Source organism: Paenibacillus sp. BK033, assembly GCF_004345425.1.
In the GTDB taxonomy this organism is placed as follows: Bacteria; Bacillota; Bacilli; order Paenibacillales; family Paenibacillaceae; genus Pristimantibacillus.
In genome coordinates this window covers 122,596-142,031 of the sequence record NZ_SLVP01000009.1, presented here as the reverse complement: position 1 = coordinate 142,031, position 19,436 = coordinate 122,596, and the positions used below count along the sequence as shown (strand labels likewise).

Annotated in this window: 17 protein-coding genes and 1 pseudogene; 6 read left to right on the top strand and 12 right to left on the bottom strand. The window is 51.7% G+C overall.

Features of this window, described 5'->3' with window-relative positions:
- Positions 1 to 52: 52 nt before the first annotated feature.
- Complete coding sequence (locus EV294_RS24615; RefSeq protein ID WP_132311705.1) at positions 53 to 1,837, bottom strand: SgrR family transcriptional regulator; 1,785 nt, start codon at positions 1,835 to 1,837, stop codon at positions 53 to 55.
- A 122-nt stretch (positions 1,838 to 1,959) separates the two neighbouring features.
- On the opposite strand from EV294_RS24615, the gene EV294_RS24610 reads away from it, so the two are divergent.
- On the top strand, positions 1,960 to 2,148 hold the full coding sequence (locus EV294_RS24610; RefSeq protein ID WP_132311703.1) for a hypothetical protein: 189 nt from the start codon (positions 1,960 to 1,962) through the stop codon (positions 2,146 to 2,148).
- Positions 2,149 to 2,205: 57 nt separating this feature from the next.
- Here the strand turns inward: EV294_RS24610 and EV294_RS24605 are convergent, their stop codons facing one another.
- From EV294_RS24605 to EV294_RS24585, 5 genes are all read right to left on the bottom strand, one after another.
- Complete coding sequence (locus EV294_RS24605; RefSeq protein ID WP_132311701.1) at positions 2,206 to 3,630, bottom strand: MFS transporter; 1,425 nt, start codon at positions 3,628 to 3,630, stop codon at positions 2,206 to 2,208.
- Between the two features lie 109 nt (positions 3,631 to 3,739).
- Positions 3,740 to 4,324 (bottom strand): TetR/AcrR family transcriptional regulator, encoded by a 585-nt coding sequence (locus EV294_RS24600; RefSeq protein WP_132311699.1) that lies wholly within the window; start codon positions 4,322 to 4,324, stop codon positions 3,740 to 3,742.
- Between the two features lie 79 nt (positions 4,325 to 4,403).
- On the bottom strand, positions 4,404 to 5,084 hold the full coding sequence (locus EV294_RS24595) for a phosphatase PAP2 family protein (protein ID WP_132311697.1): 681 nt from the start codon (positions 5,082 to 5,084) through the stop codon (positions 4,404 to 4,406).
- Positions 5,085 to 5,215: 131 nt separating this feature from the next.
- On the bottom strand, positions 5,216 to 11,146 hold the full coding sequence (locus EV294_RS30940; protein ID WP_279513605.1) for a rhamnogalacturonan lyase family protein: 5,931 nt from the start codon (positions 11,144 to 11,146) through the stop codon (positions 5,216 to 5,218).
- 421 nt (positions 11,147 to 11,567) lie between these two features.
- Positions 11,568 to 11,987: a YhfM domain-containing protein gene (locus EV294_RS24585; RefSeq protein WP_132311693.1), complete on the bottom strand. Its 420-nt coding sequence runs from the start codon at positions 11,985 to 11,987 to the stop codon at positions 11,568 to 11,570.
- Positions 11,988 to 12,146: 159 nt separating this feature from the next.
- Here EV294_RS24585 and EV294_RS24580 point away from each other — a divergent pair, with 159 nt between their 5' ends.
- The 3 genes from EV294_RS24580 to EV294_RS24570 all read left to right on the top strand — a co-directional run bounded on the left by EV294_RS24580 (position 12,147) and on the right by EV294_RS24570 (position 13,568).
- Positions 12,147 to 12,527 (top strand): ArsR/SmtB family transcription factor, encoded by a 381-nt coding sequence (locus EV294_RS24580; RefSeq protein ID WP_132311691.1) that lies wholly within the window; start codon positions 12,147 to 12,149, stop codon positions 12,525 to 12,527.
- Positions 12,524 to 13,039, top strand: a complete 516-nt coding sequence (locus EV294_RS24575) for an SRPBCC domain-containing protein (RefSeq protein WP_132311689.1) — start codon at positions 12,524 to 12,526, stop codon at positions 13,037 to 13,039. The genes EV294_RS24580 and EV294_RS24575 overlap by 4 nt, the downstream gene beginning before the upstream one ends.
- Before the next feature lie 184 nt (positions 13,040 to 13,223).
- On the top strand, positions 13,224 to 13,568 hold the full coding sequence (locus EV294_RS24570) for a translation initiation factor 2 (protein WP_243711786.1): 345 nt from the start codon (positions 13,224 to 13,226) through the stop codon (positions 13,566 to 13,568).
- Between the two features lie 155 nt (positions 13,569 to 13,723).
- On the opposite strand, the gene EV294_RS24565 is transcribed toward EV294_RS24570, so the two are convergent.
- Positions 13,724 to 14,143 carry an organic hydroperoxide resistance protein gene (locus EV294_RS24565; protein WP_132311687.1) on the bottom strand — a complete coding sequence of 140 codons (420 nt, stop codon included), beginning with the start codon at positions 14,141 to 14,143 and terminating at the stop codon, positions 13,724 to 13,726.
- 143 nt (positions 14,144 to 14,286) lie between these two features.
- Here EV294_RS24565 and EV294_RS24560 point away from each other — a divergent pair, with 143 nt between their 5' ends.
- Both EV294_RS24560 and EV294_RS24555 read left to right on the top strand, forming a co-directional pair.
- A complete protein-coding gene (locus EV294_RS24560; RefSeq protein ID WP_132311685.1) occupies positions 14,287 to 15,501 on the top strand; it encodes a low temperature requirement protein A in 1,215 nt (404 codons plus the stop codon).
- Positions 15,502 to 15,732: 231 nt separating this feature from the next.
- Positions 15,733 to 16,530, top strand: coding sequence for a hypothetical protein (locus tag EV294_RS24555; RefSeq protein WP_132311683.1), 798 nt, complete (start codon positions 15,733 to 15,735; stop codon positions 16,528 to 16,530).
- A 113-nt stretch (positions 16,531 to 16,643) separates the two neighbouring features.
- Here the strand turns inward: EV294_RS24555 and EV294_RS24550 are convergent, their stop codons facing one another.
- The 5 genes and pseudogenes from EV294_RS24550 to EV294_RS24530 form a co-directional block, all read right to left on the bottom strand.
- Positions 16,644 to 17,030: a hypothetical protein gene (locus EV294_RS24550; RefSeq protein ID WP_132311681.1), complete on the bottom strand. Its 387-nt coding sequence runs from the start codon at positions 17,028 to 17,030 to the stop codon at positions 16,644 to 16,646.
- A gap of 143 nt (positions 17,031 to 17,173) precedes the next feature.
- Complete coding sequence (locus EV294_RS24545) at positions 17,174 to 17,407, bottom strand: helix-turn-helix domain-containing protein (RefSeq protein ID WP_132311679.1); 234 nt, start codon at positions 17,405 to 17,407, stop codon at positions 17,174 to 17,176.
- An 11-nt stretch (positions 17,408 to 17,418) separates the two neighbouring features.
- Positions 17,419 to 17,895, bottom strand: coding sequence for a DUF2975 domain-containing protein (locus EV294_RS24540; RefSeq protein ID WP_132311677.1), 477 nt, complete (start codon positions 17,893 to 17,895; stop codon positions 17,419 to 17,421).
- 155 nt (positions 17,896 to 18,050) lie between these two features.
- On the bottom strand, positions 18,051 to 19,160 hold the full coding sequence (locus tag EV294_RS24535; RefSeq protein ID WP_165930799.1) for a WG repeat-containing protein: 1,110 nt from the start codon (positions 19,158 to 19,160) through the stop codon (positions 18,051 to 18,053).
- A 123-nt stretch (positions 19,161 to 19,283) separates the two neighbouring features.
- Positions 19,284 to 19,373: pseudogene (locus tag EV294_RS24530) on the bottom strand (zinc ribbon domain-containing protein); the annotation flags it as partial.
- Positions 19,374 to 19,436 lie beyond the last annotated feature (63 nt).

The window sequence follows — 19,436 nt, the reverse complement described above, 5'->3', positions numbered from 1 at the left end:
CGGGCGCAAAAAAAAACAGCCCGCCGGAGGCAGACCGTTACGAATGCAAGAATCAGGTACGGAAAATATCCTTAAAATCGATCCAGCCAAGCGAGTTGATCCGGACTCCTTTTAACGAAGGATGATAATCGGTATGAAATTTCATATGAAGGACGAAATGCACCTGTGCCTCGTCTTTAAGCCTCTCCTCAATCCCCGCGTAAATCGCTTTGCGGCTATTCGGGTCTTCGCTTGCCAGCGCCCGATCGAAGCTTTCCATCGTCCAGCGCGACAGCTCGGGGCTCATCAGCTCCTTCAGAAAGCTCCCTTCCTGCTCGCAGCCCTCAATGAGGCTTACGTCCTCCTCCGGAAATACAAGCGCATGGAACAGCAGATCAATCTCATTCAGGACATGATGAATCGTATAAGGCGCTTCAATGCGCACCAGGACGGAAATACCGGCACGGCGGCAGCGATCCGCAATCCAGTTCACATCCTCGGCATGACCCGGATGGGCGCATAAGGTCAACGGCTCCCCGTTATACCCGGCTTCAAGCAGCAGCCTGCCCGCTTCCTCCGGCTCCAGACGATCCGTATCCGGTTCATGAGCGGTCGCAAGCTCGGGGAAAAATCCTCTTGCAGGAAAATCCCTGTACCCGGATAATTCCCGGATCATCGCATGGCGGTCAATCAGCCGGTTCACGATACGGCGGAACGCCTCCGACCGCTGCGGACCGGCCTTCTCCATATTCCAGCTGAGCAGACTGGTGCATAAGCTCTTGGATTCAATCTGAATCCAGCCGTTCTCCACCGTTACATCCCGCAGCGTCGGATCGCAGATCAATTGCTGCCAGCTGGTCATTCCGGCTTTTCTCGCTTCTTCCTGCGGCACGTGAACGATCTCCACCTGGTCCAGGTGGGGACGAGACTGGTAATAATGCGGGTTGGCTCCAAGCAGCAGCTTGCCGTCCTTCCACTCCTCTATCTGAAACGGCCCGGTACCGGAAGGCAGCTTCCAGAACTGCTCTTCGGATAGTCCCAGCAGATTGGCCGGCAGAATCGCCATTACATTCGAGGACGCGTATTTCAGAAACAGCCAGTTGGGACGAGCCAGATGAAACTTTACAATCCGCTCCGATACGGCTTCCACGCGCTCAAGAGAACGCATAATCCAGCTGTTGCGTTTGCCTCCGTTCTTCAGGCGCTCTGCCGTAAATACAACATCTTCCGCCGTCAGCTCGCGCCCGCCGTGGAAGTGAATACCCTTCCGCAAATGGAAGGTCCATACGGTAGCGTCTTCGTTATGCTCCCAATAATGCGCGATTCCGGGCTTGATCTGTCCGGTCGCTTCATCAAGCAGGACAAGCCGGTCGAAAATTTGCTGAATCATATGCGAGCACAAGGAATAGACGAAATCGGCCGGATCAAGCGTCATAATGGTCTTGAAGATCGGGAGACGCAGTACGTCCGCTTCCTTTCCCGGCTGCCTGCGAAAGCCGAAGTTTCCGCTCATCCATTCCATAAACTTCTCGTTCGCGGCCGTCCCTTCCCCGAAGGTCCGCAGAAGATGGAATGCCTTGTTGTATTCGCCATCCTCCGCATACCGCTTCGACAGATCGAGCAGCAGCTTCTCCCGGTCTTCCCGGAATGTAATTTGCGAGCGGTTGCCTCGGCCCCGTCCCGCCTGCCAATCGATTAGTCCCTCTTCCGTCAGCTTGCGAAGCACCAGCTTGGCATTGCGCTCCGTGCAGAATAGAGCTTCCGCCACCTGCTCCAGGGACGCCTCTGCCGTCGCGCCCGCTCCGGGTTCGCCTGCAAAACGGTTGTACAGAGTCAAATATCGTTCCAGTACCAGCAATTCTCCTCACCTCGCTAAAAGGGGAAATCTATTGCAACTATTCTACACTTTTTACCTCTTTATTTCACCCGCATAATGAAAACAAGAAAACAAATATTCAACCGATTAAAGGGGATGTTGTAATGCCGTACAATTACAATGATTACCACACCGTGGATCAACTGCAGAAGCTCCGCCAGGCCGAGCTCGACCGGGCTATCCGCTTGGGACGTTACGTCAAGCACGACAGCGATGCGAAAAAGGGCCGCCGCAACGGATTCCTCACTCCGCTGCTGCATGTGATGAAGCCGCTCACCTGGAGGAAAAGATGATCGCCAGTTCATGAATAAGGACCATCCTGCATCAAGGAGGGTCCTTTCTTCTTGGTATTAATGCAGAGGCGTCACTTTCGTATCCTGAAGCTTCTCCGGCTTATTCTGCTTCAAGGTCGAATAGGCAACAAGAATGCCTAGCAGGGCAATAACCGCGCTAATGACGAAAGCCGTATGAATCGCCTCGTTCAGATCGGCCGGAAGCATCGTTTCAAACGTAGCGGTTGATCCCAGACTTGCCGATAAAACGGCCATGATAACCGCGAGGCCAACGGCCCCTCCAATCTGCTGGCCGGTCGAAATCACCGCAGAGGCAACGCCTTGCGTCTTGGGATCGACACCGCTGCTGCCGGCAATAAACATGGTAGTAAACACCAGGGCCTGACCAAGGCCAACGATTACCGTCCCCGGGATAATGCCCCAAGCCGAGCCGTATTCGGACAGCCTGGTCAACAGTAGAAATCCGATCAAGCCAAGTCCCATACCGGCGGCAATGGTGCCGGCAACCCCAACCTTGCTCAACGCATAGTTAATCATCCGGGCTCCCAGGAATGCGCTAAGGGTCAGAGGCAGGAAACTAAGCCCCGATTGAATAGCTGAGTAGTGCAGCACGCCTTGCGTATATAAAGTAAGGAAATAATACAGCGTCCCAAACGATGCGGAAAACAGGAATGCGGTAAGCGATGCCCCAGTCAAATTCCGGTTGCGGAATAAGCCGAGGGGAAGCAGCGGTTCTTTGGATTTCTTTTCGATTCGAATAAACGCCAACAGAAGCACAACGCCAATGAACAGATACGGCAGCGTTGCCGCGCTAAGCCACCCCGTCACCGGAGACTGGATGAGGTAATACACAACGAGCAGCATGCCTGCTGTTACGGATAACGTTCCCGCCGCATCGTAATGCCGGGAGCCTGACGCGGATTTGCTCTCGACGAGCACCACAGGGGATAACAAAATGACAATCAGCGCAATAGGCACATTAACGAAAAAGGTCGCTTCCCATCCTATATAGCTGGTCAATACCCCGCCGAGCAAAAGCCCCAGGGACATGCCTACGCCACCCATGGAGGCCCATATGCCCATTGCACGATTGCGCTCCCGGCCTTCCTCGAAGTTCGACATGATAAGAGACAGAGTAGCCGGAGATAACAAGGCGCCGCCAAGACCTTGAAGCCCTCTGGCAAGAATAAGCGTCAATTGGGAATCAGCCAGACCGCCAAGCAGCGAGCCTAGTCCGAACAGCCCCATTGCCAGCATAAACATCATCCTTCTGCCCATTAGATCCGAAAGCCTGCCGCCAAGCAGCAGAAATCCGCCGAAGGCCAGAGAATAGGCACTCACCACCCACTGCAGGTGACTCGCCGAGAATCCGAGATCGTGACCAAGCGAAGGCATCGCTACAAAGATAATGGTGTAATCCAGCGCCATGATCAACTGCGATACGGCCAAAACGAGAATGGCTAATAATTTGTTTGTTTTCATTTTATTCGCTCCTCTTTAATAGACCAATCAGTCTAATTTTGACAGAGATATTGTAGACCATTTGGTCCGAAATGAGAAAAAAGAAACGAAGCGCGCAAAAACGCTTCACTTACTTTTCCATAACCGACAGGGTAATGGACATAATTTGCTGCAAATCCTTCGGGTCGTCAGTGAGCTTTGCCGCCTGGGTCAACCCGTATCTAGCGTGGTAGAGATATTGGGCCATTGCGCGCAAATCCCGATCAGGATTAATCTCGCCCTTCTCCCGTCCATGGGCCAATGCTTGGTATAAAGCTGCCTCCAGCCGGTTTTTGTCCTCCATGAACAGCTTTCCGATCTCCGGATCATGCGGAACCTGATCGATAGCGCTGTTTAAGATTAAGCATTCCTTGCGACGCTCTTCATCGGTTAACGTCTCCACAATAGAATGGAAGATTTCCGTTATCGCCTGCTTAACGGAATCCGTCTTGGTCAAATAAGCGACCACCGCATCCGACTTCTCGTTCACATAATGCTTAACTGCCTGTACGAACAGATCGCGTTTCGTCCCGTAAGTGTCATACAGGCTTTGCCGGGCAATGCCAAGTTCATCGAGTAATAGCTGCAGAGAGGCTCCTTCATAACCGTAGTGGCCAAATACCTCCATTGCCTTACGCAAGACAACCGTTTTATCAAATTCTTTGCTTCTTGCCATGGGAACTGCCTCCTTTCTTTATAGACTGAACAGTCCAAAATGTTCGTTGGATTCATATTAGCATTTCCGGATCGATCGGTCAATAATAATTTTGACGTCTTAGCTTCCTGGACAACCACCGCTGCTCCAGAAATCGTTCGTATAACCCGATACTCATCATGAGCCATGCCGCGCTGACCAGATAACCGCCAATCACATCGCTGGGATAATGCACGCCAAGATAAATTCTGCTGATCCCGATCATCGCTATAATGACGACTCCAACCAGGATGACGGCCGCCCGCATCCATCTATACTTCAAATGCTTCCACAGAAAATAGATCGTAATGCCGTATAGCGTAAAGGCCGACATCGAATGCCCGCTTGGAAAGCTGAAGCCGGACGCTTCGATAATCCGGTTAATATCCGGTCTTGCCCGTTGGAAGATCGTCTTGAGCACCAGATTCAGCAGCGCCGAGCTAACGATGACGCCAAGATAGAAGATAAGCTCTCTCCGGTAGCCGATAAACGCAAATAGCGATGAAAAGGCAATAACGATAAGGATAACCATAAACTCCGACCCAAGCTCGGTGAATACTCTCATGACAACCGTCATGGCATCGGAACGCACGCCCCGAATGGCATCCGTTACGTTATTGTCAAAAACCGCAATCCGCTGCCCGCTTACAAGCTGCGCAATCCAGCCAAACACGAACAGAATCAGAATCGTGAATACGAATGAACGCAATAATACCTTGTTTTGCGCCTTGATGGAATCCATTCGCTCTGCTCCTTCCCCCTTTTTCCATAGTATACCCTTATACGTCTGGTTCAAGAGCCGGGTAGCAAGTAATCCGGCGCGGCGAATAAAAAAACAGACAGCCGTAAGCCGGCTGCCTGCATAACCGTTTGTTATTTTACCGTTACCTTCATCACGGAGCTTTCCGTTGAACCTGTATCGTTAATCAATTCCACGCGGTATTCATAAGTCCCCTTGGCGCGGCCCGTGATCGTCGTAGCCGCAGTCTGCGCGTTTGGTGTTTGAGCCGTCAGCGTTTGGGTATCGATTAGTGCGCCATTCTCATACAGCTTGTAGGTGGTTGCGTTGGTACCCCACCACATATTCATCGTCACTTTATAGTCGCCATTGTTATCCCAGTTGTCATTCGACAGCACCGGCTTGCCGGGCGATGCGTCCTTGACCGTTACGGTAAGCGGCGAGCAGGACGCTGTGCCGAAAGAATTGATCAGCTCGCATGTATACGTGTACGTGCCGTTCGGTTTGCCGTTGATCGCGGTTGCAGCCATTTGAGCCGTTGGCGAGTTGTCCGTCAGCTGCTTCGCATCGACTAGCACGCCGTTCTCGTACAGCTTGTAAATCGTACCGTTATAGCCGTACCACATATTCATCGTAATCTTGTAGCTGCCGTCCAGCAATCCGGTATCGTAGCCGTTATCGCTTGCGAGCACCGGCTTGCCGGGCACGCCCATCGCTTTCTCTTCCGGCTGCGGAGCTGCGTATTGGATGCGCGGAGCCGAAGGCATTTCCATGCCCGCTCCAAGGAAGAAGCTTGTATGAGGCGGCTGGTTGTAGCCGCTGTTCTGCCACGCAACGCCCAGGCGGTAGACCGGATCCTGCATCAGCGTCCGGATACGGTAATCCGTTACATCCGTAGTTGTATAGATGCGCAGCTCCGAGCTGTCCGCGGAACGCCACATTACCTCTTCCCGCCAATCGCCAAACAAATCGGCCTGAAGCGAAGGGTTGCCTTTTGTCGAGTTGTTGGACAAGGCGCCTTCCGCCGTCAGCAGATTTTCGGTGGCTTGCGTCTCGAAATTCCACTTGTCGATTTTGCCGATCCCCGCTTTAAGCGTTGTATCCCACTTATGATCAAGCAGTTCTCTGAGCGGATCGGCATCCCACCAAATGGCGTTGTTTGTTGACGAAGGAATGCTTGCGCTGATCCGCTCGCCTTTTGCGCTGAACAATCCCGTAATTTGAATCTGCTGTTCGTTCGTAATCGTCGAGGACCACATTTCCTCGCCCGGATAGTTCGGATCCAGATCCGCGGTCAAGCCGCGGCCCGTATCGATGCCGGTATGCACGCCCCAGACGATCTCGCCGGTTGCCGCATCATGCATTTCGAGGCCGTATTCCGCATCCGTATGCTCGTGTACGCCAAATACTTCAAGCCCCGGGCGGGTTGGATCGAGATCGCCGAAATGCATCGCGTCGCCATGACCAAGGCCCGTACTGTACAGCGCTTCGCCGTTATCGTCGATAGCGAGCGCGCCGAACAGGATCTCGTCCTTGCCGTCCTGATCCACGTCGCCAACCGACATGTTATGGTTGCCTTGGCCCACGTAACCGCCGTTGCCTTCGTCGTTCGTGTCGAAACTCCAGCGCTTCTCCAGCTTGCCGTCCTTGAAGTCATACGCAACAATGACGGTGCGGGTGTAGTAGCCGCGGCTGAAAATCACGCTTGGATGCTCGCCGTCCAGATAAGCGACGGAAGCCAAGAAGCGGTCAACGCGGTTCCCGTACGTATCGCCCCATGCGCCAACGTCACCGCGCGGCGGATCATAGCTGACGGTGGATACGGCTCCGCCGGTCTGACCGTTAAATACGGTCAGGAATTCATCGCCCAGCAGCACGTAACCCGAGCTGTTGCGATTGTCCTTGGACGCGTCGCCGATCGCTTTGCCTTGACCGTCAATGGTGCCGTCGGCGGTTTTGAGCACAACCTCCGCTTTGCCGTCCCCGTCCAGATCATAGACCGTAAATGGCGAGTAATGCGCCCCGGCCCGAATATTTGGTCCAAGATTCATGCGCCACAGACGGGTTCCGTCCATTTCGTAAGCATCCATGTACACGATACCGGTATAACCTGCCTGCGAGTTGTCCTTCGCATTCGAAGGCGACCACAGCATCACGATTTCATACTGCCCGTCGCCGTCCAGGTCGCCAACGCTGGCGTCGCCCGCGCTATACGTATACGGCTGGCCGTCCTTCGTATAAGCATCGGCCGGTTTTTGCAGCGGAATAGACAGGTACTGCTGCTTCCATACGTTAAAGCTTTTTGTTGCGGGTCTTTCAACGCCGTTAATGATTAACGTGATGCGGTATTGCGATTGTTCCGTGCCTGCTGGATCGAAGTAATTCGTGCTGCCTGTTATAGGAGTCTTATTCAGCCTTACTCCGTCGCGGTAAACGTTAAAAGCGATCGTATCCGGGTCAAGGCCCAGCATACGCCAGCCGATATAGATACCTCCTGCTTGCTTAACCGCTACCGGCGCGCGGTCCAAATATTCCATATTGCGGTAAAGCGTCGTTACCGCTTCCGTTGCCAGTACATCCGACATGGCGGAAATACCGCCCGCATTCACCGCCGCTACCTTGTAGTAATATGGAACCGTTGTTAATACGGTAGAATCGGTGTAAGAAGGCTCTTTTGTTTTGCCGAGCAGCTGGAACGTACCGCTTTCTTTTGTCGCCCGGTAAACGTTGTAGGCACGCGCCTCCGTTGAACCGGTCCAAGTCATGCTTACGCTGTTCTTGCTGATAGTCGCGACAGCCAGATCGTGCGGTACGGGAGCAAGCGGAACGCTTGGATCAATGGTGGAGATCGTCAGCTCGTTCGATGCAACGGACTCCAAGCCTGCGCTGTCTACCGCCGTAACCGTGTACGCGTATTGCTGACCCACGTCGCCTGTCGTATCGCGGAAGGATGCAGACGTTAACTCGCCGAGAAGCTCCGCATTAGCCGCGTCCGCCGATTTGCGGTATACGCGGTAGGCTGCCGCGCTTTCCGCTGGCGTCCAGGACAGCTGGGCCTCCACGGGATCGGTTGAAAGCTGCAGCTCATCCAGCTTAAGTCCCGTTGGCGCAAGCAGAATCGGCGTTATTTCAAGGCCGTTCAAATGCGCCGTCTGGCCGCTGAATACGAGATTCATCTGACCGTCTTTTACCGCGATGTTGTTGTAGACCTTCTCCGCGATATTTTCCTTGCCGGACGAGACGGTCCCATAATCTTTGCCCTCAATGGCGACGTTCGTTTTCGTGGAGCCGATCCAATCGCCGGTATAGGTCTTCACGGAGTAATAACCGCTTGGAAGATCCACCTTGAACTCGTACGAATTGCCGAAGTAAGCGACAAAGTCGCGGCGCAAAGCATCCGTTGCCGAGCCGCGGTCGCGGTCGATCATTCCGGTGCTGTCGGTCAGGCCGTATCCCCGCTCCGGCGTATACAAGACGCTGCGCGTCACTTCGGTATAACCCTCCGCAACCGGAGCCCCAACCGGGCCAAAATCGTACCGGTATTTTGCCGACTTCGTTGTAAGGGTCACTTCATCGGAAGGCGTGGATTCGCCGCGGCCGTTGACGGCCGTTACGCGGACCGTGTAACTCAGCCCTTCCGCCATGCCACCCATCGTAAAGCTTGGAACGGTAGCCGTTCCTACCATTTTGTAAGCCGATTCCGGTTCGGAAGCCAGCTTGCGGTATATCTTGTATATATCCGCCGTTTCGTTCGCATTCCATTTGAGTACGGCCCCCGCATTGCTCACGCTGCCCGCGATCAACCCGCTTATCTTGGCCGGTACATCTGCCGGAAGCTCAATTTCTTTCACCGAATTTGCAAGCGGAAGATCCAGCTCCTTAATGCCTCCTGCCAGAAGGCGGGCAAGCTGAATCGCGCCGTACTCCTGGAAGTGCGTATTATCCGCCGAGCCGTTCGGGAAGGCCTGATAGATGCCCGGATCGGCGTACAGGAACACCGACGTTGTGGCTTCGAATCCAATCGAATTGTAATAAGCAATGCTTAATGCGCTGAGATCGACCATAGCAACGTGTTTGTCCGCTGCGGCTTCCTTCATCGCCTGCACGTATTCCGGGAAGCTGACGTTAAACTTGCCGGTTTCGGCATTAAAGTCGCGGCGGCCCATCGGCGTTACGAGAATCGGCGTTGCCCCCCGCTGAATCGCGCCTTCGATATAATAGTTCTCCAGGAAGTTTTTATAATCGGCCGGAGAGGCGTACCGTTCGGGAATGCTGATCGTCGCATCGTTATGACCGAACTGAACGAGGAAGGAATCGCCTGGCTTTATCGCGCGCAAAATCTCGTCGAGACGGCCTTCCGTTATAAAGTTTTTGGTGCTGCGTCCTCCAATGGCTTTGTTCACGATCGCGACGTCGTTATTGAAGAAGCGAGGCAGCATTTGTCCCCAGCCGGCTTGCGGCTCCCAATAAGGATCATAGGTCTGAACGGTCGAGTCGCCCGCGATATAGACGGTCGGAATCTCCCCCGGCTGGCGGTCAGCCTGCTTGGCAATAACGATGGCATTGATCTTTGGCGCCGTACCCGTAAATTCGAAATTCAATTGCCCGTCAACGAGCGCAATCGGGAATTCCATCTCCAGGTATTGGCCGGCGGTCTTCGCCGTCTGCTGCACCTTCTGCATATTTTCCGCCTTGATCGCAATGTCCGTTGCTCCTTGCTCATCCCCCGCCACAAGCGACACCGTGTAATCCCCGTTCGGAAGATCCACGATAAAGGAGGTATCCTGCGGCACGGCAAAATCGGATTTCACCGCATCGCTTGTGCCCCGGTCGACGGACGTTACCTTTGCCGGATCGGCAAAGCCGTATTTCAGCGATGACGAGTATTTGGTCGTTGCCATAACTCCGGTATAACCTTCGGCAATGGGACCAGGGCCAAAATCAAACCGTTGAACCCCGCCCTCCGGCAGCTCGGCCGGCGGTACGTATGCCGGGCTCGATACGGTGCCGGATGCGGAAGATTCGCCCGCCTCATTCACCGCAATAACCTGATAATAATAACGCTTCGACGTATCCGCCGTGTTGTCTGTATATGACGGATTCGTCGATTGGCCAATCTCCGCAAAAGACCCCTCCGCCGCTTCGGAACGCATGATCCTGTAGCTGGCCGCCCCTTCCGTTACGTTCCAGCTCAGCTTCACCGCATTGGCATTGACTTCGTCTACCGAAACACCCGCCGGCGCGGCAGGAGGCTGCGGAGCCGGAATTTCGCTAACGGTCACCGGCGCGCTCCGCCGGGATTCCAGGCCGCCGGCGCTTATGGCGGATACGTAATACGTGTAGCTGCCGCCAACCGCAACCGAGGTATCCGAGTACGTCGTTTCGGCAGCCTGCGTGTGCCCGATTAACGTTGGCGCTGCGTCACCGCTGCTTGCGCGGTATACGGAATAGCTCGCCGCTCCGTCAACGCCGCTCCAGGCGAGCGTTACGCTTGAGGAGGTCAGTCCGGTCACCGCAACGGAAGCCGGAGCAGCGGGAGCGGCTTCTACCGCTTCCTCTATAACAAGGCCGTTCAAATAACCGCCCGCGCCGGAGCCCGTAACGTCTACCGTCAATTGTCCGTCGCTTACCGTCGTCTTGTATGTAGCCGAGTTCACGACCGCTTTGCCGCTGATCGATCCCGCCGTCACGCCTTCAAGAACAAAGTTCGTCTTGGTCGTTCCGCTCCCGGTAATATCGCCCGAATATGCGGTGACGTTATAATCGCCGTTAGGCAGATCAACAAGGAACGAATACGACAAGCCAAGCACAAAATCATTCGTCAGCTCATCGCCGCCCGAACGATTGCGGGATGCCACCGCCACGTTCAGGCCGTACCCGGTCTCCGCCGTATACAGCAGCGACTCGTGAACTCTCCTATACCCGGCCATTACCGGGCTTGAGGCTGTACCGAAATCGAATTTCCGCACCACGGGCTCTGACACGCTTGCATGGGCGGGCTTTGCGCCAAACTGTACGCCCGGCAGCAACGTTGCGCAGAGCAGGACAAAAGCTAGCAATGACATGTACAACGGTCTTCTTTTTATTCGCATATAATGGATATCCCCGCTTCCCTATTTTCATTCGTCAGTAGGTTCTTGAGATGCCTTACAATACGAAGCAAGTATTGCAATCGCTTTCAAAACTACCGTTAAGCCGATGCCAGCAATCGGATTGCCGGCCCTTGCTCATCATCTGACGTTACTCCCCCCCCTCCCTTCGGGCTCCGGTACGCATGGCAGTCCTTACCAAAATTTGAGTGCACAAAGATCATACTGCTAACAAGATCCGGATTCCTATTTAAAAATCCGATATTTTTCATCAAATATCAGAGGTTGAACATAAAAAAGCAGCCGATTCGGGGGAATCAGCTGCTGTGCATGGGTACGGTGGTTTGTTTATTCCATTCGGTATAGGGTATTTAGGAATACGGCGGTCCATTAGGTGTCAGGGAGATTCCAAAATAGGCAGCAGTTTTACTGTATTCTCCCTTGTCATTTTACCGTATTTGGATTGCCCTTCAATTACTGCTTCCAAGCGATCTTTCTTCGGAGAAAGCCAGATCGCGTAGGTAGCTTGTTCATAACTTACCGTTGGGTCCTTATTAATGGTACGAATTTTGTAATCCGGCTGCCGGGACATGGAAACCTCCGCGTTTTCCCAATCAGTTTGGGATAAAAGATCCATCACCATCGTAACCGTTTCTTTATCTTCGATTTTCTTATAAAGCGTATAGTCCTTTCCTTCCGATTTGCTGAGATGAAGAATCAGGTCGGGCTCTGCCGGCACCTCCGTTACTTCTTTGTCCTGGCAAGCAGCTAAGTTCATCGTTACGAACAACAAGACAGCAAACAGCAGCTTTTTCAAAGCATACCCTCCCTCTCGATCATGTTGACGAGGCCATCCCGAATTATGTTGCAAGACCTATTTCGAAAAAACTTTTAAATATTCCTTTACAGGAATATTCCTTATGATGTATATTTAGATCAACAGCCGGAGAGACTGACGCATAAAGAGGTGAAAGGCATGTCAGGACATTATCCGGGCTTGGATATGACGACGTTAAGCGCATTAGCTGAACCAAATCGAAAGCTTATTGTCGAGCTGCTGCGTGACGGTCCCCTGACAGTAGGAGAAATCGCCGACAAGCTGGGGATCAGGCAGCCTCAAGCTTCGAAGCATCTGAAAGTGCTTAGCGAACACGGCATTGTAGAAGTGAAGGCGGAAGCAAACCGCAGGTTTTACAAGCTTCGGCCAGAGCCCTTCCACTCGCTCGATTCATGGGTGAACTCCTTCCGCCGGATCTGGGAAGAGCGTTACGACAACCTGGAGAACTACCTGCGTGAACTGCAAAGCAAAGAACAGTTACCAAGTCCCAAAAACCATATTGAGGAGGATTTAAAATGACAAACGCAATCGTATCAAGAGTAGAGAATGACAATGTACTGGTGCTGGAGCGCGTATTCACTGCGCCGCGCGAGCTGGTGTTCAAGATGTTCAAGGAGCCGGAGCATCTGAAGCGCTGGTGGGGGCCACGCGGCTGGGAAGTGCCTGTATGCACAATCGATTTCCGTCCGGGCGGCGTATGGCATTATTGCATGAAGTGCATGGATCAAAGCCAAGGCGACTTTTACGGTATGGAATCCTGGGGCAAAGGCGTATACAAAGAAATCGACGAGCCTAACAGCTTCAGCTACACGGATTACTTCTCCGATGCGGAAGGCCATATCAATGAAGAATTGCCTGCTACCGATATCGTACTAGAGTTTGTTGATCTGGGAGACGGCACAACCAAACTGATCAACCGCGCGGTGTATGCATCGGGCGACGCCCTGAAGACGGTTATGGACATGGGGATGCTGCAAGGCATTTCGGAAACTTGGGACCGTCTGGAAGAAGCATTGCAAGCGGCAAAATAAGCTGCATAGCGGAAAAAGCGTTGAACCGTTGGTTCAGCGCTTTTCTATTATGTAAGCAAAAGACGTTGAACCGTTGGTCAGCGCTTTTCTTTTCGTCCGAAAGCCGCCCATACCCCGCCCTCCCCTCCTGCATAGGCTAATATCGGGGAAGGGATGAAACGCTTGGGCGAGGTGAGTACAATTCATGGGGAACAATAACAATAACAATAACAACAGCAACAACAAAAACAATAACAACAACGGTCAAAGCGGAAACAACGGAAGCAGCAAAGGCAGCGGTAATGGCAATCAGCTTGGTGACTCCTTGGATCTCATCGCCGCCCGGCTTGGCTATATCGGTGCCATTATCGCAACCATCGGAGACGGCGTAGCCGCGATCGCGGCAGGCATCGCCCTTCGGCAGCTGGAAGAGCAGAACCTTGCCGAATCGCGGGCCGAAGTGGATCAATTCAGACAAACCGAAAACATCCAGCAGCAGGTTGATTTTTATATCAATGAACTTATCCAGATTCGGAAAATGATTAAATAACTCCCCCTCTTCGACTTGATCTCTTCTATCATACGGCCGTGCTTATCGGCTCTGAAAACAATCGTTTTCACATACTTACTTCTGACCTATGAGGAATCTGGAAAAAGCCCATCCGATCATTTGATTCGGATGGGCTTTTCGTCAACAAGGCAAGGTTAAACTACGTTTAATTGAACGTTGATGTTGCCGCGGGTTGCTCTGGAATACGGGCACACATTATGCGCCGCTTCGGCAAGCTCCCGAGCTTGACGGCTTTCCACGCCAGCCAAAGTAATGTCGAGTACGACCGCAAGCTCGAAATGATCCTCTGCATCCTTGCCAAGCGTTACCCGCGCCGTCACGGATGTGCTGTCCGGTTTGATTTTTCTTTCCCGGCACACCAGATTCAGCGCGCTCTCGAAGCATGCGGCATAACCGCCCGCAAACAGCTGCTCCGGATTGGTTGCGCCTCCCGGACCGCCCAGCTCTTTCGGATGAATCACGTTGATGGCCAGCATACCATCCTCCGATTCAAGACGGCCGTTACGGCCTCCAACCGCTTTTACGCTTGTTTTGTACAGCTCTTTCGCTATCATTGGCATTCCCTCCTGTCCATGCGGTAGTGTTGCCCACTCCGGATAAAATTACCCATGTTCTTCGTCATTGTATCAAGACATTTCAAGCCTCCCGTGATACAATCGACGAAAACTATGGAAATACAAGGCGAAGGAGAGAACGAATGAAGAGGTTGGCAGCAGATTCGATGCTGTTCCGAAGCAGGGGCAGTATCGATTCCGGGAAAGTATCTTTTATCGAATTGTTTTTTGACTTGATCTTTGTCTTTGCCGTTACCCAGTTATCCCATTCCTTTCTGAAAAATTTCACTCTGGAAGGAGCCATTCATCTCGGTATCCTGACGATGGCGGTCTGGTGGGTGTGGATTTTTTCCGCGTGGGTCATGAACTGGCTCAATCCGGAAACGAGACGCGTCCGGTTTATGCTTATTGCTCTCATGCTGGTGGGACTTATTATGTCGTCGTCGCTGCCGGAGGCTTTTGAGAAAACGGGAATTTATTTTGCCTGCGCCTATACCCTGTTCCAAGTGGGAAGAACCGCTTATACCATCTGGGTTCTGCAGCATGGCTCAACCGAGCTTCGGATTAATTTTATCCGGATACTCAGCTGGCTGGCTTTTGCGGGAGTTTTCTGGATTGCCGGAGGAATTGCGCACGAGGAGAACCGTCTCGCTTTGTGGTGCATCGCGCTGCTCATTGAATACCTCTCTCCGTCTCTGGGCTTCTGGACGCCTAAGCTTGGCAAAACCCCTACCACCGTCTGGGACGTGGAAGGCTCCCATATGGCCGAGCGGTGCGGATTGTTTATGATTATCGCGCTTGGCGAATCCATTCTGGTTACGGGAGCGACCTTCGCCGAGCTCGAATGGGACATGCTTACCTTGGGGTCGTTTGCAGCCGCTTTTGTCAGCACGGTTGCGATGTGGTGGATTTATTTCAATATGACGGCCAAAACCGGCCATCATTTCATCGCGCATTCCGAGGATCCGGGCAGAATTGCCCGTTCGGCTTATACGTATACGCATCTGCTTCTGGTTGCCGGCATCATCCTGTCGGCCGTAGCGGACGAATTGGTGCTCGCGCACCCGACGGGACATATCGAGCTTAAGACAGCGCTTGTTATTATGGCCGGTCCTGCTCTCTATTTGCTTGGCAATATGCTGTTTATGCGAATCGCAGCCGGTGTTGTATCGGCACCGTATACGGTTGGAATCATCGTACTCGTTGCTTTGTTCCTGCTCTACAGCTTCATACCACCGTTGTTCTTATCCGTCCTTGCAACGCTTACGCTTGTTGGCGTCGCCGTATGGGGCTCCGTCTTTACCGACCGGCTTTGCCAGGCGCCGCTGCCCGGACAGCATAAAACCGAGAAGCATTAAATCTCTGACGAAACTACATCACGCTAATTGCCCTTAGCGCAAAAAGAAGGCTGTCCCATCGTCATTCGATGACTTGGGGACAGCCTTTTTCAATGAAAAGGCAATATTTGTTCCTTATATTACCGGAATGAGGCTGAAAAGTACTTTTAAATTCATTTCAGTTCCATTTAAGGTACCGTGTCCATAATGGGTCCTGTAAGACAATTTACAAGCCCTAAGGAGGCAATGGAAATGAACAAATACTTAAAGACAATCGGAATTACGGCTACTTTGGCGGTCATGGTTCCGCTAAGCGCATTTGCGGCAACAGACACAACGTCGACTGCAAGCTCTTCAAATACGGCTCAAGTTCAAACGGATAACACGACTAAACAAATGAGCGGCAAGCATGGCCGCGGCGGTTTCGGCGGGAACTTCGTCTCGGATTCCGTACTTACATTGCTTAAGCTGGACCGCGATACGCTTAATGAGAAGCTTGCTGCGGGCAGCACGCTTGCTGAAATCGCTGCAGCGCAAGGGGTGTCGAGCGACGATTTGAAAGCAGCGCTAACAGCCGCGTTTGAAGAGCGTCAGACCGCCGAGAAGAGCCAGTTCACCGCAAACCTGGACAACCTGATCAACTCCGACCAACTTGCTCATGGACGTGAAGGACGCAGAGGAGGACGCGGTTTCGGGCAAAGCTTGGACACCGTTGCGACCGCTTTAAATATGACGGAGGATGATCTGAAAACAGAACTGCAGGCAGGCAAAACCATTGCGGATATCGCTGCAGCGAAAGGGGTTAGCGCGGACTCGGTAGTCAGCGCGCTCGAGACTGCGATTAACGTTCAAATCGATCAAGCCGTTACGGATGGCAAGCTGACAGCCGATGAAGCCGCTACGAAGAAAGAAGGTACAGCCGCGCAAGCTCAAAGCATCGTAAATGGCGAGTTTCCGCTTAAAGGCGATGCCGGCCGCCATGGCGGCGGAGCAAAGCCGACGGATCAAGCAAGCACAGACAGTGAGACAACTTCCGATTCCAACGCTTAATGAACAAGTACCCCGTTATCCTCCCTGGTGGTGATAGCGGGGCTTTTCTTTTTTATTGAATCCGTCCTTCGCTTATTTGCTGAGCTCTATCGTTGCGCGAAATTTCATGCTTTCTATTCCTCCTCGCCCTTCTTAACGACTTCCAAATCCTTGGCTACAATCCAACCGCTCATCCCGTAAGAGGAATAAAGATTAAAATATTTGTATCCGCCCTCCGTCAGTTTTTTCTCCAGCTCATCTATTGATTCATATACAGTTGGCCAACCGTGATCCTTGCCATTCCTCAGGATTTCAATGTTCCCCGCTATAAAACTGGAGATGTTCGATACGGTCATTGCAAGAATGATGCTGCCCTTGACCTGGTGCTCAAAATAATGGCAGCACACATCTTTTAATACAATATCGACTTCCTTCAAAGTCGACTCGTCTCTTGTATGTATCACTATCCGATCAAGCTGCAGATCCACCGTATACGATAGAATGACGTTGTCATGAATCAATAGATTTACCTCCTTAAAAGAATAGAAATGTAATTATCTATTTCTTCCATTCTTATGGCGTTTAATCCTCCTGTTGGTTGGCTGCTTCCCTGGAGAAAAACAAAAAGCCGCCAATCCATGCCGGCAGCTCCATTTCTTGTATGCTATTCTTCTTTATCTTCCGCGTCATCCTCACTCATTCTGTATTCCAGGACATCTCCCGGCTGGCAATCCAGCGCCTTGCAGATAGCGTTTAAGGTTGAAATCCGAATGGCTTTCGCCTTGCCGTTCTTTAGAATCGACAGGTTCGCCATCGTTATTCCAACCCGCTCCGAGAGCTCCGTCACGCTCATCTTCCTTTTGGCCAGCATTACGTCAACATTAATTATGATCGCCATGTTATTTCACCTCAGATCGTTAAATCATTTTCTGATTTTATATCGATGGCATTTTTGAGAAGCTTCTGAAGAACAGCCGCAAAGACTGCAATGACCAAGGATGCGAAGATAACAACCAAACCGATAACGATCAGACCGGGAGCGTCATCCATATCCGCAATGAGATACACGAAAGGTTCCGCTGCCGCATATAAAAGGCTAATCGCAATCGCGCAGTACTTAATATTTTTCAACGCCTTCACGGATAATTCGGAGAATGCCTGGTTCTTGTCGATATAGCCGAGCAGCTTGAATGCCTGATACAAAGCCATATAAAAAGGTATCGCCGAAAGATACATCGCGATGATAATCGGATATACCCAACTATCCGGCCAAGCTTCCCTAGCCTCTTTCATTATTGCAGGCAGCCCAAAAATACACAATGCCAGAACCGGAAGCCCCATCAGAAACACGGTTACCTTCAAAAAGAGCGTTGTTCCCCGTTCCACAAACATGCACCTCACTTCATTATTATCGTTTTGAATGTACCACATCATTTATCGTTTTACAATATATTTTACTCGTTTTGTAGAAAATCATGATGATTTTCCCCACACAAAAAAACAGCCATCGGATTGATGGCCGCCTGCTCTACATCCGCATATCAATTGCTTGGCTTCCAGACATATTTACCTTGTTTGTTGATATAGCCGTAACGGTAACTGGCATTCGCGGCATCATCAGAGCCATCGTTAATAAGGACGCTAGCTAATCCATTATGAAAAGCCTCCGCATAATCAAATTGCGGCTTAACGACAAGTGTGCCCTGACTGTCGATAAAGCCCCACTTGCGACTATCGCCTGCTTCTACCTCAACAGCTGCCAGACCTTCGGCAAACGGTTCCGCATCCGTGTATTCAGCGGGAATGACGAGCTTACCTGTTTGGTCGATATAGCCCCATAATGAATTCCCATTCACTTCTTTCATTACCGGAGCCAAGCCATTCTGAAATGAATTTGCATCTGCAAACTGCGGCTTAATAATATACTGCCCATTCTTATCAATAAAGCCCCAGCTGCCATTCGAGTCTTCGACTGCTGCAAGGCTTTCTTGGAACGGCAAAGCCGTTTCATATTTGAAGTTTATTTTCATAACGCCATTCTTATCAATAAAGCCATACTGGCCATTCTTCAGCACGGAAGCCATGCCTTCATGGAAGTCTGAGTATCCCTCAGCAAAGGTGTACTCGTACTGCGGTTGGACAATGGTCTTCCCTTTATTATCGATAAATCCAACTTTTGTTTCTCCCATTCCTGTTCCTGCAAAATTAGTTATGACAGCTGCTCTTCCCTCTGAAAAACCGAACGAGACATTGCTTCCTATGGAGAATACGGTTTTACCCTTTTTATCGATAAACACGCTCCTAATCCCATTCTTCAAATAAGTAGTAACCGCGGCCAATCCCTCCTGATAATCCACGGCAAAATCGTAATTCAAAGGAACGATTATTTTACCTTGCTCGTCAATATATCCGTACTGGGATTCGTCCCCGTTTTGCTTCATTACACTAGCGCGCCCTTCCGAAAAATCATTTGCGCTATCGAACCGCGGTTTAATTCGAACCTTTCCGGAACTGTCCATATACCCGTATTTTCCATTCTGCTTGATCAAAAATAAAGGCTCGTTCTTAAAAGGCATAGCCGCCGCCGTCAAAAAAGAAGTACAGCAGATCAGACTCGCACCCACTAATAAGAGAGATAAGCTTTTTCCCACGCACATACACGCTCCTGTCCGTTAGTTACTCCCATTAATTCGGTGCTAGCCATTATTTTCCTGCAACGCAAAAAACAGGCTGTCTAATGAAAGACAGCCTGCCGACTATTCACTCGCTAACCTTTACCCAAAGAACAAATCCAAGATGTTTGAGCCCGCCGAGGACTCTTTATTATAAAATTCGGAGTATCCGCAATCTTCGCAGTACACAACAGGAGCAGAGCTGGCAAAAAAGGCGCCGTCCGGAGTCAAGAGGACAACGCCTGCCAGCGCCAA